Here is a 14,775-nt window from a genome sequence, read left to right on the forward strand (position 1 = left end):
TCGGCTCGGCCGTCGTAGGGCATTAGGACCCTCGTGGGTCGACGAACGGCATTGTCCGGTCGGGGACAGTCACATGCTGGGCCGGTGGGTGACAGCGGCGAGGCGACCGGGCGACGGCACGACGGTGACCGGGCAGTGCGCTCGCGTCAGCACCGACCGGCTGGTCGAGCCGAGCATCATCTCCGCGTAGCCGCCGCGTCCGTGACTACCGATCACCACCAGCTGAGCACCTTGGGCGTGATCGAGAAGTGCCTGCACCGGTTTGTCCTTGACCACCACGGACCGCACCGACACCGTCGGATGGAGTCGAGTGTGCGGCTCGAGCAGCCGCGCCAAGTGATCTGCAGCCGCGCGTCGGTTGTCCGGCCACTCCATTCCTCGAATCGGGAAGCCGATCGACAGATCCGTGTCCGACCAGGAGTGCACCGCAGTCAGTGGTGCCGATCGAACATCCGCCTCCTCGAACGCCGACGTCATTGCGGCAGCGCTCGCCTTGGTGCCGTCCACGCCCACGACCACCGGTTGGATCGCGTGGTCGAGACCGCCGTCGGTCCAGCCACGCACCACGGTGACCGGGCAGCGAGCATGAGTGGTGACGGCGAACCCGATCGAGCCGAGTGACCGCTGCTCGGTGCCACCGAGCCCCCGCGTGGCAATGACCACCATGCGAGCTGTCTCGGACAGTTCGAGCAATGTGGACACCGCAGAGGCTTCGGACGAGACGGTATCGACGGTGACTGTCGCCGTCCCACGAGTCGCAGTCTCCCGGGCCTCGCTGAGAATTCGGTCGGTTTCCGATCTGGCCTGGTGCACCACGGTATCGGGAAGGACGCCCAACCCGGTCAAGACCTTGGGCAGCGACATCGCTGAGACGACAAGGAGATCGGACAGGTGCAATCGTGCGTCGAGAGCGGCCCAACGCACCGCGTCCAGAGCCGCCGCCGAACCGTCGACCCCGACGATGGTCGGAAGTGGGCCCATCGATTTCCTCCTCGGTCGTGGTGTCGAACATCCATCAGACGCCGCGCACAGCCTCGGGCGCGGCAGGACAACAACACCTGGACCGAGGACTTTGGTCCTCTGTTTCGGTGACGAAAGGTCGGACCACTGCCGCCCGTCCCCCGTAGGCTCACAAGTCGAGGCGTTCGACATGGACGCAGGTAGAGGGGTGTCGACGTGGTCACGGTTTTCTTGGTGGACGATCACGAAATCGTGCGGCGCGGTCTGATCGACCTCATCGACTCCGATCCCGATCTCGAGGTCATCGGCGAGGCAGGCAGTTGCGCGCAGGCGCTGGCCCGAATTCCGGCCCTGCAGCCCGACGTCGCGGTGCTCGACGTGCGGCTACCCGACGGCAACGGCATCGAACTGTGCCGTGAGCTTCTCGATCGACTGCCGAACCTCAAGACCATGATGCTGACCTCGTTCACCGAGGACCAGGCCATGCTCGACGCGATACTCGCGGGCGCGAGCGGCTATGTCGTCAAGGACATCACCGGCATGGAACTGACCCGAGCGATCAAGGACGTCGGTTCCGGCCGGTCGCTGCTCGACAACCGTGCAGCCGCGGCGTTGATGGACAAATTGCGAGCCGGGACGGCGTCATCGGGCCCTATCGATCACCTCACGCCCCAGGAGCGCACCCTGCTGGATCTGCTGGGAGAGGGCCTGACCAACAGACAGATCGCGGCCAGGATGTTCCTGGCGGAGAAGACGGTGAAGAACTACGTGTCTCGGCTGCTCGCCAAGCTCGGGATGGAACGCCGCACCCAAGCTGCGGTGTATGCGTCGAAGCTCGCCGACGGCGATCCGCCTGCCCACCGGAAACCGGGGTCCCGGGATGGATGACCAGCACGGGGAAACCCGGTCTTCGCTACCGCAACTCCGGCTGGGGGAGCTGCTTGCCGAGGTGCAGGATCGTATCGGTCGCATCGCCGATGCGAGGATTCAAGCCGACGGTCTGCTCGACGCGATGCTCGTCATCACCTCGGGACTCGATCTGGAGGTGACGCTGCGTTCGATCGTGGAATCGGCCGTCAAGCTCGTCGACGCCCAGTACGGTGCGCTCGGCGTGCGCGGAGAAGGCCACGGATTGAGTGCGTTCATCAACTACGGCATGGACGAGGACACCCGGGTGGCCATCGGCCCGCTCCCCACCGGACGCGGGGTACTCGGACTGTTGATCGACCAACCGAAAGTGCTACGTCTGGACGATCTGACATCGCACCCGGAATCGGTGGGGTTCCCGCCCAACCATCCCCCGATGAAAACCTTTCTCGGAGTGCCGATTCGGGTTCGCGACGAGATCTTCGGCAATCTCTATCTCACCGAGAAGAAGGGCGGCAAGCAGTTCACCGAGGACGACGAAGTCGTCACCAAGGCGTTGGCGTCCGCCGCCGGCATCGCCATCGACAACTCGAGACTGTACGAGGACTCGCGGGTGCGTCAGGCGTGGATGGAGGCAACGCGGGACATCGGCACCGAGCTCCTTTCCGGGACGGACATCGACGAAGTACTGCAGATGGTGGCGCGTAAGTCGTTGCACCTGACCGGGTCCGATGCGGCGTTCATCGCGGTACCCGAGGACGCAGACCAAGCCTTCGGGGATGTCACGCGACTCGTCGTCACGGTCAGCGACGGGCTCGGGGCCGATCGAATGGTCGGGGCAGTCGTTCCGATCGAGGGCTCGAGCTCGGGAGTAGCCTTTCGGCGTCGAACAGCGTTGCGGAAGGAGCGACTCGACTACGGGGTCAAGGAACTGGGCTCTGCTTTCGGACCCGCAATGATTTCACCCTTCCGCGTGGCAGAGGGCGTCAGTGGAGTCCTGGTGGTTCTGCGCGCCGCGGGGCGGGGACCGTTCGACGAGACCCAACTCGAACTGGTCTCGAACTTCGCCAACCAGGCCGCGCTGGTGATGCAGATCGCGGACGCCAGTCGGCGGATGCATCAACTCGACGTGTTGTCCGACCGGGATCGTATTGCCCGTGACCTGCACGATCACGTGATTCAGAGGATCTTCGCTGCAGGATTGGCGCTGCAGAGCACCCTGCAGCGCACCGAGTCCCCGGACCTACGGCAGCGTCTGTCCAGAACGATCGACGACCTGCAGGACACGGTGCAGGACATCAGGACGACCATTTTCGACCTGCAGAGCACATCCCACTCCGCAACACGGCTGCGGCAACGTATCAACAGCGCGGTACTCGAACTCACCGAGAACGTCGATATCCGTGCCGTCGTGCGGATGTTCGGACCACTGTCGGTCGTCGACACCAAACTCGCCGATCATGCCGTTGCCGTTGTCCGCGAGACTGTCAGCAACGTCGTTCATCACGCCCAGGGCGACACTGTGACCGTTACTCTGTCGGTGGGGAACGAGCTCGAAATCGTGGTGTCCGACAACGGAATCGGTATGCCCGACAACACCACCACCAGTGGGTTGTCCAACCTGGGGGCCCGTGCGGCCGAGTGCGGCGGGACCATGACCGTTTGCCCCGGTGCTTCCGGCAGCGGCACCGATGTGACGTGGGCGGTACCGCTGCCCTGACGGCTCCAGTCGTTGGTCACCTCTTTCGATGACCTCCGGCCGTTACCGCGAGTGGCGATGAGCTCGTAGCGTTTTCGGTGACGGTGCCGATCCTGCGTCGCACCACCGAGAGGAACCCGATGAACATCTCACACACCACCGGACCCGTTCTGGTCGGAATCGACGGATCGACGGCCGCGCTCGATGCAGTGCGCTTCGCTGTGCGTGAGGCGCGAGGCCGAGGAACATCACTGCGACTGGTACATGTGATCGAACCCCAGATGCAGCGTGAAACGGTATACGGGGCACCCGACGTGGACGGTGACTATGCGCGCACCGTCTTGGACCAGGCCGCGATCATAGCGCGGGCGAGCGACCCGACCGTCATCGTGGAAGCTGTTGTTCTACAGGGTGTCCCGGAAACGGTGATGCTGTCCGAAGCAGCGTCTGCGTGCCTGATCGTATTGGGTGCCAAGACCGAGAATTCGATCGCTGCACGGGTTCTCGGATCCATGGTGCGCACGGTGGTCGAATGCTCACCGAACCCCGTGGCCGTTGTGCACACCTTCGATTCCGAGCGCGACGGCGCGGTCGTCGCCGCTCTGGGAGACGTGAAGGTTTCGGCATCGGATCTCGTTGTGGCGCAGGCATTCCACGAAGCGTCGATGCGCGGGGCCACCGTGTTGGCCGTGCACACCCAGACTGTCTCGACCATTCTGGCCAGCGCCATCGGCGGTCCGGTCGACCATCTGCACCCCGAGTCGGCAATGGACGTCCGGTTGGAACCCTTCAGTGCCGACTATCCTTCGGTGCGGGTGGCGTCGGTCTACGCCGAGGCCGATTCGGGATCGGAACTCGTCGCGGTGTCCGACACTGCACAGCTGCTGGTGGTGGGGCACGAGCGCGATCGCGTGCCGGGAAGCACGTTGACGAAAGTCCTGCGGCACGCCGAATGCCCCGTCCTCGTGGTGCCGCACGCATGAGTACCGTGAACGCGAGGGCGATCGTCGTCGGCGTCGACGGATCCGGTTCGTCACTCGACGCGGTCGGCTGGGCCGCACGCGAAGCCGAATTACGCGGAGCACCGTTGAAGCTGGTGTCCGCGTACCAAATCAGGGCCCTCTACACCAGTTTCGTCGCACTCCCGTCGCAACTCGGCTCCGAGGAGAATGCACGTGCGGATTCGATTCTGACGTCGGCATCCCTCGTCGCGCGGCGGTCGGTCGAGAAACCCGACGCGCTGACGATCATGATCGAACCGATTGTCGGACCGACTGTTCAGGCGCTGATCGACGAGTCCGCCACCGCGTCGATGATGGTGGTCGGCTCACGCGGCAACGGCGAGTACTTCGCCGAGCTGCTCGGCTCGGTGAGCACGGCGGTGGCTGTGCAGGCTCGCTGTCCGGTAGTCATCGTGCCGCGCAGCGTGGAGTTGCATTCGGCACGGGGACCGGTCGTGCTCGGAGTCGACGCCTCGGCGCACAACCAGGAGGCCGTCCGGCTGGCCTTCGAGGAGGCCTCGCTTCGGGGCACTGGCCTTGTTGCAGTCCACGTGTCGACGGATCGACTCGTCTCGTCACCCGACGCGTCGACGTCGGACAAGTCCGAGGCAATTGTGTCCAACGGCCGAACCGTGTTGGCCGAAAACCTGTCCGGGTGGAGCGAGCTGTATCCCGACGTGGTGGTGAAGCAGACAGTGCTGCGCGGCGACGTCGTCGAACGCATCCTCGGCGCGGCGGTGCGCGCAGAGGCCGTGGTGGTCGGTTCGAGCGGACGCACCGGTTTCAGTGGCCAGCTGCTCGGATCCACCGTTCGGTCTCTGGCCCACCGCGTCGACTGTCCGCTGATCATCGCTCGCGGTTAGCAACCGATCCGTCACGACCACCGCCATTCGCGAATCTCGGGTAGATCCTCGAAGTGTTTCCGGATGTAGGCGTCGTGCCGGGTCAGTTGGTCCCGGCAGTGCTGCCGCAGTTCCTCGGCACCGGCCGGCGCCGTGTGTGCTCGGTCGAGTGCTTCGATCGCCAGGTGGTAGCGACTGATCTTGTTGAGCACCACCATGTCGAACGGTGTTGTGGTGGTGCCTTGTTCGATGAAGCCGCGGACGTGGAATCTCTGCGCGTTCGGACGGCCGTGCAGCAGCTGGTGCACCGCGCGGGGGTAGCCGTGGAAAGCGAAGACGACATCGACCGAGTCGGTGAACAGATCGGCGAACTGATCCTCCGAGAACCCGTGTGGATGATCGGCGACGGGTAGCAGCGCCATCAGGTCGATGACGTTGACCACGCGTACTTGCAGCTCGGGTGTCCAGTTACGCAACAGGTCCGCTGCAGCGAGAGTCTCCTCGGTCGGAACGTCGCCGGCGCAGGCCAGCACGATCTCGGGATCGCGCGGAGTAGCGGTGTTCTCGGTACCGGCCCAGTCCCACCGTGAGGCACCGGCTGCTGCATGTGCGCGAGCCTCGGTGAGCGTCAGGTATTGGGGATGGCTCTGTTTGTCGACCACCAGCACGTTGACGTGTCCGCGGCTGCGAAAGCAGTGGTCGGCAACGGCGAGAAGAGTATTGGAGTCCGGTGGCAGCCACACACGCACCACATCGGGTGCCAGAGGGATCACCGCGTCGATCAGTCCGGGCCCCTGATGACTGAACCCGTTGTGGTCGTTGCGCCAGCACGTACTGGTGAGCAGTACGTTCAACGAGGCGACGGGTGCTCGCCAGGCCAGAGTGGCCGCATGCTGCAGCCACTTGGTGTGCTGGATCAGCATCGACACGCTCACCATCGCGAAAGCCTCGTAGCTCGCAAACAATCCGTGTCGGCCCGACAACAGGTACGCCTCGAGCCAGCCCTCACACAGATGCTCACTGAGCACCTCCATGACGCGGCCGTCGGCGGCCAGGTTGTCGTCGAACTCGGTGGTCGGCAGCTGCCAGCATCGGTCGGTGGCCTCGAACACGGCCTGCAGACGGTTGCTGGCTGTCTCGTCGGGGCAGAACAGGCGGAAAGTGCCACCGCCGTCGGGTCGTGCGTTGTCGAGGTAGATATCCCGCATCATCTCCCCGAGTACGGTGGTCGTCTCGTGCGAGATGCGTCCCGGGGAGTCGATCGTCAGAGCGTAGTTCTCGAGCTCACGAATGACCAAGGGTTGCAACAGCACACCGCCGTTGGCGTGGGGAGTGGCCCCGAGCCTCTTATCGCCCGTCGGAGTGAGTTCACGGATGTGCGCCGCGGGTACGCCGTTGTCGTCGAAGAGTGATCCGGGATCGTAGGAGAGCAACCACTGCTCGAGCTGCGCCAGATGCGACGGGTTCTCGCGGACGCCGGACAGCGGGACCTGGTGGGCCCAGTGCGTTCCCTCGATCAGCTTGCCGTCGACCTCGTGTGGCCCGGTCCAGCCCTTCGGGGTACGCAAGACGATTGCAGGCCATGCACTTCCGTGGTGCGACTCGCCGCCGCGGGCCGCACGCTGGATTCTCCGAATATCGTCGTGGGCGCGGGCGAGAGCGAACTGTAAGGCCGGGAACACCTCTCGCGGATCGTCGCCCTCGACGAAGATCGGTGCCCAACCCTGACCGCCGAGGTAGTCGGCAATCGCTTGATCGGTGCTGCGCCCGAGCACTGTCGGGCCGGATATCTTGGCGTCGTTGAGATGCAGAATGGGCAGCACTGCGCCGTCACGAACCGGGTTCAGGAACGCCGGGATCTTCCACGAACCCGACAGCGGGCCGGTTTCGGCCTCCCCGTCGCCGACGACACAGGCGACCACCAGATCGGGGTTGTCGAACGCCGCGCCCGCTGCGTGGATCAGGGCATACCCCAGCTCGCCACCCTCGTGGATACTGCCGGGGGTCTGCACGCTCACATGGCTCGGAATGCCACCGGGAGTGGAGAATTGGCGACACAGACGACGCACACCGTCGCTGTCGAGCGAGATGTCGGGATAGATCTCGCTGTACGTGCCTTCGAGATAGGTGTTCGCGACCAACGCCGGGCCACCGTGACCGGGACCGGTGACATACAGCCAATCCGAACCGGTTCGGCAGATGAGGTGATTGAGCAGCGTGTAGATCATCGACAGACCGGGGCTGGTGCCCCAGTGCCCGAGCAGTCGGGGCTTGATGTGTTCCACCGTCAGTGGTTGCCGTAGCAATACATTGTCCTGCAGGTAGATCTGGGCGACCGTCAGGTAGTTCGCGGCAGCCCAGTAGCGCAGATCGGCGTCGAGTTCATCGGAGCTGTAGGTGGTCTCGGTGGTGGACGCGGTCATCGGTTCGTGGGTACGACAACGACGGGAACATCGACCGAATGCAGCACTGCGCGGGACGTCGATCCGAGCAGCATCGAGGCGAAGCCGCCCCGGCCGCGGCTACCGACCACGATCAGCTGCGCGCTCTCGGAGGCGCGGACCAGTTCGCGAACGGGTCTGTCCTGAACCACCACCCGGCGGATGGTGACGTCGGGGTAGTCCTCCGACCACCCGGCCAGGCTCTCGGCCAGCGATGTCTTCTCTGCCAGTTCGGAATCGGCCCACGGACCTTCTTCGTCGCGGGTCAGCACGCTCCCGAGCTCGAGGTCGCTCCACGCGTGTACGGCAACGAGGTCGACACCTCGCATCGACGCCTCGCGCAACGCGAATCCGATGGCCGGCTGGCTGTTGGACGTGCAATCCACACCCACGACCACCGGCCCGTCGCTGACCGTGTTCGACTTGATCACTGCAACAGGGCACTTGGCGTGTGACACGACGGCGGTACTGACCGACCCGACCAATCCGCCGGTGAACTCACCGAGGCCTCTCGAACCGACGACGATCAAGGCAGGCGCGACGTCGAAGTGCGTCAGATTTCGTGCAGCCGAGCCATGTTCGAGACGAGTGTCGAGAATCAGCGAATTGCCTGCCGCGGTCTTGTGCGCAACGTCGACTGCAGCGGTCAGGACCCGCTTGGCCTCGACGTCCGGATCTGCGAACGCGCCGATCCGGAGGCTGATGGCATCGCCGTAGGTTCCCGGTGCGAACAGTGACGACGTGACCAACTCGAGCGGGGCGTGGCGTCGTATCGCCTCGCGCGTTGCCCAACGGACCGCGTCGAGCGATGTGGCAGATCCGTCGACTCCGACGACGACCCGACTCGATGCATTCATGTTGTATTCCCGTTCGTTGACTGTCGTGTTCAGGTACACCTCGAGCATGGCCGGTTCGCTGGAGCGCAGACAGAGTCGGAAGTCCCTCGGCTCGAGCCGGAATGCCCTCACTGCTACCCCTGGGGGGTATGTCTTGCTATCGTCGGTGACATGCAGTCAGTGATCCGACGCCGTCGTCCGGGCTTTGCCTCGGCGACCGGATTGTTGATCGCGCTGACGATCCTCGGGGTACTGCTGATGCATTCGGTGACGCCGACCACGTCGGCACAAAGCGAGCATGCGGCCATGGCGTCGGCGACCCACCACGAGGACCCGGTTCAGGTGGCAGTCGGTGAGCACGACTGCCCGTCGGCACATCAGATGATGCATCCGTGCGCGGGAACCACCGTGTCGTGGGCTGCGCTGTCGGTCCCGGTGACGAGCGTCGATGGCGTCCACTCGGTCATGTCGGAGGACGGTATCGGTGGGCGCGTCCATTCCATATCGGAGCGTGCGCCGCCGTGGACTCTGTGGGAGTTGGACAGATCGGTGACCTTGCGAGTGTGACAGGCAGCCCGGTGGACGCACGACCACCGGCGGATCGACATACCTAGATCCCTGTATTGCACACTCGTTCAAGGAGTTTCATATGCGTACAACACTCGTCGCTTCGCTGGCTGCCGCCACCGTGAGCGCATTCCTCGTCGCCGGCTGCAGTAGCGACACCACGTCGGATTCGTCGACGACGACTACCTCATCGGCTTCCGTTCAGGATTCGGCATCGGCATCGGCATCGGCATCGGCGGAGTTCAACGACGCCGACGTCATGTTCGCGCGGATGATGTACCCGCACCACGCGCAGGCCGTCGACATGGCTGAAATGGTTCAAGGTCGCACCGGCAATCCGGACGTCGTGGCACTGGCGTCGGCGATCCAAGCCGCGCAGCAACCGGAAATGGACCGGATGACGGCCTGGCTCGCCGAATGGGGTCAGCCCGCACCCCCGTCGGACATGGGCGAGATGAGCGGAATGGACCACAGCTCGGGTATGGGCATGATGTCCCAGCAGGACATGGACGCCCTGACCGGTCTGTCGGGCCCGGAGTTCGACCGTCAGTGGCTGACGATGATGATCGAGCATCACGAGGGCGCGATCGAGATGGCGAACAACGAGATTGCGGACGGCTCGAACCCCGACGCGCAGGAGATGGCCCGCACGATCGTGGCCACGCAGCAGCAGGAAATCGACACGATGCAGCGGATGCTCGGCTGATCCGTTGTCGGTACGTTGCCGGGCCGCACCCCAGACCGGGGTGCGGCCCGGCGGGGGACGGCTGCATGCCGTTGCCCTCGAGTACGCTGTGAAGCGCGAGGAATTGTGTTCTGCGGGTCGGATCGAGGGAGAGTATCGACGATGTCACGTCCACGGGTCCTGGTCCTCGGCGGCGGCTTCGGCGGGTTGTATGCAACCCGCCGGCTGCACGGTTCGGATGTCGACATCACCGTTCTCGAACGAGGCACCTCTCACGTCTTTCAGCCGCTGCTCTATCAGTGCGCAACCGGCCTTCTCTCCGAGGGCTCGATCGCCAGCCCGTTGCGGCACCTGTTGCGCAAGCAGAAGAACGTGAAGGTGGCTCTCGGTGAAGCGACCTCGGTGACAACCGTGGGCGATGGCGGAGTGGTGACGGCGAGCCGCTTCGACGGGTCGACGTTCGAGTTGCCTTACGACTACCTCGTCGTCGCGGTCGGAATGCAGCAGGCCTATCACGGCCACGACGAATACGTGCAGTGGGCGCCGGGCATGAAGACCCTCGACGACGCCTTGGCGATCAGGCGAAAACTGATCTCGGCATTCGAGATGGCCGAGTCCCTGCCCACCCCCGAAGAGCGTCGCCCCTGGCTCACCTTCGCCGTCGCCGGTGGAGGGCCCACCGGAGTCGAATTGGCCGGGCAGATCAGGGAACTCGCCACCCGAGCGCTGGCGAAGGAATTCGATTCGATCCACCCGTCCGAAGCGCGCGTTCTGCTGTTCCACGGCGGTGACCGAGTGCTCGAATCGTTCCCCGACTCTCTGACGAAGAAGGCCCAGCGCACCCTCGACACGGTCGGAGTCGAAACGCATCTCGGCGTTCACGTCACCGACGTCACGGCCACCGACGTCGAGGTGACGGCCAAGGCCGAACCGAAGACCGTCACACGCCACGACACTCGCACCGTGCTGTGGACCGCAGGCGTCGAAGCGGTTCCGTTCGTGAAGAATCTGGCCGACGCCCTGGGCGTCGAGCAGGACAGGTCCGGACGGATCGCCGTGCAACCCGACCTGTCCGTGCCGGGTCACCGCAACGTGTTCGTCGTCGGCGACATCATGGCGTTGAACGGTCTGGCCGGTGTCGCCGAAGTGGCGATGCAGGGTGGACGCGCAGCGGGCGCAGCAATCGCAGCAGATGTATCCGGTTCTGCGCGTTCGGATTTCAAGTATCGAGACCTGGGCACTGCCGCCTACATCGCCCGCGGCCACGCGCTGGTGCAGGCCGGGCCGCTGAAGATGTCGGGATTCCTGGGCTGGGTGTCGTGGGGCGTCATCCACATCGCATTCCTGGCCGGTAAGCGCAACCGAGCTGGCACGCTGATCAACTGGGGCGCAACACTTCTCAGCGGAACACGACGCGAACGGGCAATCACCTACGGCGACCCGGAAACGGCGCGCAAGCCGTACAACTGACCTGAGCGCCCACTATTTGCACCCTCGTACGGAATCCCGCTTTCGAGGGCGAATTGTGGACACTCAGATCAGTTGCTGCCGGTATCGCCCGGGTCAGCCGATGCCGGGGATGAAGCCGGGGTAGACGAAGTGCCCTGGACCGCCGCCGGGTAGCAAATGACCCGTCGAACCCGGGTAGTCCATACTCAGCGGAATGAGCTTGTGCGGGTTGCCGTTCGAGTCGGCCTGCCAGCACTCCAGCAGTACGCCATGGAATCCGGTGCAGACGATGCGAGTGCTGTTGCCGTAGGGCGAGGTCAATCGATTCTCGCTGACGAAGGGATTCCAGTAGTCCGGGTCCTGAGGAGTGAGGAACACTCCGGTGACGTCCTGCGGAGCAGTCGGGCTCGGGTACGGCGGCGCGACGGGCCATTCGTCGGCGTCGGCGGTACCGACTCCGAGTGCGGCAGCACCTGCGACGACAGCAACCGTGACGGCGATACGACGAAACATGGCGCACTCCTGACGTTGGGTTCGCGTCGAATAGACCACACATGGCCGTCGATTGGGAAGCCCTCTACATTGAACGCGTGATTGCAGCGGATCGCGTTTTGCCCGTAGTGGCCACGGCCATCGGCGGATTCGTGGCCGGATATTCGATTCGCGAATCCCTCGGCCAGGATGTGTTCCACATCGAGTCGACGGGGAAGTGGTACGGAGCGTTCGTCACCGCGCAATGGGCTGGCTCTCTCACGGTTCTGATGGCGGTGCTCGTGCTCGTGATGGTCCATCGCCGCAGGCCCCGGATATCGGCCGCCCTAGCAACCGTTCTCGGCTCGCTGCTGGTGGCGCTGCCGTCCTTCGTGCCGATCGCGGCCAACCAAGCGGTGACGACCAATGCGCTCGGTGCCGGCGCTCTGGTCGGCATCTGCGGATTCATCGCCGGTGGACGCAGGCTCCCGTCGGGCGGCCTTGCAGTAGGACTGCTGGGCTCGATGTTGTTCTACAGCGCGATCTCCCGGCTACGCGGACCGCGTGAGGGTCGGTGGATGGACGGGCTGGGGCCGTATCTGGTGGAATCCACGATCCCGCTACTCCTCCTTCTCGCAACCACTATCGTGCTGCTCGTGGCCGTCCGGCGGGCATCCGTGGGCCGATTCGAAACCTCCGACGCAGTAGCCGCTCTCGTGCTGGGATTCGTCTGTCTGGTGGTCTACATCTATCTGGGCAATACGACGTCGACGGCGAGCACGTGGATTTTCGCCGTCGCGATCGCCGTCTTGGTGGCATACGGTGTTGCGTTCGACCTCGGTGGCCTCGACGGCCGATACGTGATGTCGGGCTTGGCGATAGCGGCATCAGGAGTCAATGCGCTCGGGTGGGGCGACGCGTCGTGGTGGGTACTCGTCGTGGCCGCGGTGTTGTTCGTCGGAGCGGTGGGAGTGGGCCTGCGACGCGATCTCACCACCGCCGCGTGTGCACTGCTGACCGTTGTGACGGCCACCGGTCTTCTGCCCATCGGAGACGACTCGATCAATACCGTTGGGACTGTGTGCTATTGCGTGCTGCATCCCATCGCTGTCGGATTGCTCGTCGGATCGGCACGAGTGACGCGCACGGTGGCGTCGACCATCGGTCCGCTCGTACCGTTCGCACTGACGCTGTTCTCGGTGTCGGCACCGGTGCCGCCGCGGGTGTTCGGTTGGACGGATGGGACATCCGACGACTATGTGCCGCCCATTGTCTGGCTGTATTCGCCACTTCCCGTCGGTGTTGTCGTGGCGATGATCGTCATCCTGGTGTGTCTCGTCCTCGGTTCGAGGGTCGAGCGCGAGCATCACGATCGCGTCTCGGATTCGTCCGGTCCATAACGCTCGGGACGTTTGCTCGAGGTAACGTCACCTCATCTTCGGCCGATGTAGAAACTCGACCGGTGTAACTCGACGAAAAGGTGAAACAGCGTGCCACGATCTCGACGACACGGCTTCCAGCGATTCGGTTCGGCTGCGGCCGTCGCCCTCGCAGTGGCGATTCTTCCGACCGCGCTGATGACGCCCGTCGCGTCCGCGGACGAACTGCCCGCGGCAACGACTCAGTCGAGCAACGGCTCGCGAATCGAATCGGTGAACACCCTCGACGGCCGCCAGGTTCAGCTCCAGGTGTACTCCGCGTCGATGAACCGCACCATTCCGGTCACGGTGCAGCGTCCCGCCGACGAGAGCGTGTCGCGTCCGGTGCTGTACCTGCTCAACGGTGCAGGTGGCGGCGAGGATGCCGCATCGTGGCAGTCGCAGACCGACGCCGAGGCCTTCCTGTCGGACAAGAACGCCTACATCGTGACTCCGCAGAAGGGCAAGTGGTCTTACTACACCGACTGGCTGCAGGACGATCCGAAGCTCGGCAGCAACAAGTGGAGCACCTTCCTCGGTGAAGAACTGCCTCCGCTGATCGACGCCCAGTTCGACACCAACGGTCGCCAGTCGCTGGCAGCGTTGTCCATGACGGGCACGTCGGTTCTCAACATCGCAATCAAGTACCCCGGCAAGTTCACCGGTGTCGCGGCATACAGCGGTTGCGCGCAGACCTCGGACCCGATCGGGCAGCAGTTCGTCAAGCTCGTCGTCGAGACGTACGGCGGCGGAAACGTCGAGAACATGTGGGGCCCGCTCGACGGCCCCGTGTGGCGCGAGAACGATCCGCTGCTCAACGCCGAGAAGCTGCGCGGCACCCAGATCTACATGAGCACCGGCAGCGGACTGCCGGGCATCCCGAACGACACCTTCGCCAACCCGCGACTGAAGAACGACCCGGCGACGCTCGCCAACCAGGTCATCGTCGGCGGCGGCATCGAGCTGGCCACCAACTTCTGCACGTCCAACCTGGCCAAGCGTCTCGACCAGCTGGGAATTCCGGCAACTGTCGACTTCCGTCCGGTCGGCAACCACTCCTGGGGCTACTGGCAGGACGACTTGCACAAGTCCTGGCCGTTCCTGGCAGGATCGCTCGGCATCTGATTCATCCTGATCGAAGACGGCCATCCGCACCTCGTGTGCGGGTGGCCGTTTCTCGTTGCGGGGATGGGTAGGACTGCATTCGAATCGAACGTATGATCGAACGATGGCACGACGCGCTCAACCTCGACCCGCGTCTGCCGTGCGTCCGTTCAAGATGCTCAGACCACCACTCAAGGTGTGGATCGATCTGAACGTCCTGTATCCGCTACCACCGCATCACGCGTCGAAGTTCAATCCGGAAGGCTTCGATGTTCGACGCGTGGTCCCGGGGGATCTGGTCGAATGGTCCATCACCGTCGACGGCGATTGGTTGGGTCGCGTCACCTACGAACTGATGTCGCGAGACCGGAGCGAAACCGTCACGCACTGGGTGCCCAGCCGGGCGCTGAAACCGCTGTAGAACGAGCGAAAGCC

Annotated in this window: 14 protein-coding genes; 10 read left to right on the forward strand and 4 right to left on the reverse strand. The window is 64.4% G+C overall.

Annotated elements, in window-relative coordinates; genetic code table 11:
- Positions 1-69: 69 nt before the first annotated feature.
- Positions 70-981, reverse strand: a complete 912-nt coding sequence (locus ASH04_RS11305) for a universal stress protein (RefSeq protein WP_032371846.1) — start codon at positions 979-981, stop codon at positions 70-72.
- Between the two features lie 195 nt (positions 982-1,176).
- Here ASH04_RS11305 and ASH04_RS11310 point away from each other — a divergent pair, with 195 nt between their 5' ends.
- The 4 genes from ASH04_RS11310 (at position 1,177) to ASH04_RS11325 (ending at position 5,390) form a co-directional block, all read left to right on the forward strand.
- Positions 1,177-1,848 (forward strand): response regulator, encoded by a 672-nt coding sequence (locus tag ASH04_RS11310; protein WP_027495581.1) that lies wholly within the window; start codon positions 1,177-1,179, stop codon positions 1,846-1,848.
- Positions 1,841-3,547 (forward strand): GAF domain-containing sensor histidine kinase, encoded by a 1,707-nt coding sequence (locus ASH04_RS11315; protein ID WP_082519231.1) that lies wholly within the window; start codon positions 1,841-1,843, stop codon positions 3,545-3,547. Before ASH04_RS11310 ends, ASH04_RS11315 begins: the two co-directional genes overlap by 8 nt.
- Before the next feature lie 119 nt (positions 3,548-3,666).
- A complete protein-coding gene (locus tag ASH04_RS11320) occupies positions 3,667-4,509 on the forward strand; it encodes a universal stress protein (RefSeq protein WP_143544851.1) in 843 nt (280 codons plus the stop codon).
- On the forward strand, positions 4,506-5,390 hold the full coding sequence (locus ASH04_RS11325; RefSeq protein WP_027495584.1) for a universal stress protein: 885 nt from the start codon (positions 4,506-4,508) through the stop codon (positions 5,388-5,390). The genes ASH04_RS11320 and ASH04_RS11325 overlap by 4 nt, the downstream gene beginning before the upstream one ends.
- Before the next feature lie 11 nt (positions 5,391-5,401).
- Here ASH04_RS11325 and ASH04_RS11330 read toward each other — a convergent pair whose 3' ends face one another.
- Both ASH04_RS11330 and ASH04_RS11335 read right to left on the reverse strand, forming a co-directional pair.
- Complete coding sequence (locus ASH04_RS11330) at positions 5,402-7,792, reverse strand: phosphoketolase family protein (protein WP_057473554.1); 2,391 nt, start codon at positions 7,790-7,792, stop codon at positions 5,402-5,404.
- A complete protein-coding gene (locus ASH04_RS11335; protein WP_027495586.1) occupies positions 7,789-8,667 on the reverse strand; it encodes a universal stress protein in 879 nt (292 codons plus the stop codon). Before ASH04_RS11335 ends, ASH04_RS11330 begins: the two co-directional genes overlap by 4 nt.
- A gap of 150 nt (positions 8,668-8,817) precedes the next feature.
- Between ASH04_RS11335 and ASH04_RS11340 the strand changes: the two genes are divergently transcribed.
- From ASH04_RS11340 to ASH04_RS11350, 3 genes are all read left to right on the forward strand, one after another.
- Positions 8,818-9,213, forward strand: a complete 396-nt coding sequence (locus ASH04_RS11340; RefSeq protein WP_057473555.1) for a DUF6153 family protein — start codon at positions 8,818-8,820, stop codon at positions 9,211-9,213.
- Between the two features lie 82 nt (positions 9,214-9,295).
- Complete coding sequence (locus tag ASH04_RS11345) at positions 9,296-9,919, forward strand: DUF305 domain-containing protein (protein ID WP_057473556.1); 624 nt, start codon at positions 9,296-9,298, stop codon at positions 9,917-9,919.
- Between the two features lie 141 nt (positions 9,920-10,060).
- Positions 10,061-11,368, forward strand: a complete 1,308-nt coding sequence (locus ASH04_RS11350; RefSeq protein ID WP_032371852.1) for an NAD(P)/FAD-dependent oxidoreductase — start codon at positions 10,061-10,063, stop codon at positions 11,366-11,368.
- 93 nt (positions 11,369-11,461) lie between these two features.
- Here ASH04_RS11350 and ASH04_RS11355 read toward each other — a convergent pair whose 3' ends face one another.
- Complete coding sequence (locus ASH04_RS11355; protein WP_057473918.1) at positions 11,462-11,860, reverse strand: hypothetical protein; 399 nt, start codon at positions 11,858-11,860, stop codon at positions 11,462-11,464.
- A 77-nt stretch (positions 11,861-11,937) separates the two neighbouring features.
- On the opposite strand from ASH04_RS11355, the gene ASH04_RS11360 reads away from it, so the two are divergent.
- The 3 genes from ASH04_RS11360 to ASH04_RS11370 all read left to right on the forward strand — a co-directional run bounded on the left by ASH04_RS11360 (position 11,938) and on the right by ASH04_RS11370 (position 14,761).
- Positions 11,938-13,218, forward strand: coding sequence for a hypothetical protein (locus ASH04_RS11360; RefSeq protein ID WP_156394527.1), 1,281 nt, complete (start codon positions 11,938-11,940; stop codon positions 13,216-13,218).
- 177 nt (positions 13,219-13,395) lie between these two features.
- Positions 13,396-14,361 carry an alpha/beta hydrolase gene (locus ASH04_RS11365; protein ID WP_205914390.1) on the forward strand — a complete coding sequence of 322 codons (966 nt, stop codon included), beginning with the start codon at positions 13,396-13,398 and terminating at the stop codon, positions 14,359-14,361.
- A gap of 103 nt (positions 14,362-14,464) precedes the next feature.
- Positions 14,465-14,761, forward strand: a complete 297-nt coding sequence (locus tag ASH04_RS11370; protein ID WP_027495602.1) for a hypothetical protein — start codon at positions 14,465-14,467, stop codon at positions 14,759-14,761.
- The last annotated feature ends 14 nt before the right edge of the window (positions 14,762-14,775 follow it).

The organism is Rhodococcus sp. Leaf233 (assembly GCF_001426165.1).
GTDB lineage: Bacteria > Actinomycetota > Actinomycetes > Mycobacteriales > Mycobacteriaceae > Rhodococcoides > Rhodococcoides fascians.

Bases quoted from the DNA above. Each gene is read 5' to 3' on its own strand.
- ASH04_RS11355 (WP_057473918.1), bottom strand. From the start codon at position 11,860: ATGTTTCGTCGTATCGCCGTCACGGTTGCTGTCGTCGCAGGTGCTGCC.
- ASH04_RS11325 (WP_027495584.1), top strand. From the start codon at position 4,506: ATGAGTACCGTGAACGCGAGGGCGATCGTCGTCGGCGTCGACGGATCC.
- ASH04_RS11365 (WP_205914390.1), top strand. From the start codon at position 13,396: ATGACGCCCGTCGCGTCCGCGGACGAACTGCCCGCGGCAACGACTCAG.
- ASH04_RS11320 (WP_143544851.1), top strand. From the start codon at position 3,667: ATGAACATCTCACACACCACCGGACCCGTTCTGGTCGGAATCGACGGA.
- ASH04_RS11315 (WP_082519231.1), top strand. From the start codon at position 1,841: ATGGATGACCAGCACGGGGAAACCCGGTCTTCGCTACCGCAACTCCGG.
- ASH04_RS11370 (WP_027495602.1), top strand. From the start codon at position 14,465: ATGGCACGACGCGCTCAACCTCGACCCGCGTCTGCCGTGCGTCCGTTC.
- ASH04_RS11340 (WP_057473555.1), top strand. From the start codon at position 8,818: ATGCAGTCAGTGATCCGACGCCGTCGTCCGGGCTTTGCCTCGGCGACC.
- ASH04_RS11335 (WP_027495586.1), bottom strand. From the start codon at position 8,667: ATGAATGCATCGAGTCGGGTCGTCGTCGGAGTCGACGGATCTGCCACA.
- ASH04_RS11350 (WP_032371852.1), top strand. From the start codon at position 10,061: ATGTCACGTCCACGGGTCCTGGTCCTCGGCGGCGGCTTCGGCGGGTTG.
- ASH04_RS11305 (WP_032371846.1), bottom strand. From the start codon at position 981: ATGGGCCCACTTCCGACCATCGTCGGGGTCGACGGTTCGGCGGCGGCT.
- ASH04_RS11330 (WP_057473554.1), bottom strand. From the start codon at position 7,792: ATGACCGCGTCCACCACCGAGACCACCTACAGCTCCGATGAACTCGAC.
- ASH04_RS11345 (WP_057473556.1), top strand. From the start codon at position 9,296: ATGCGTACAACACTCGTCGCTTCGCTGGCTGCCGCCACCGTGAGCGCA.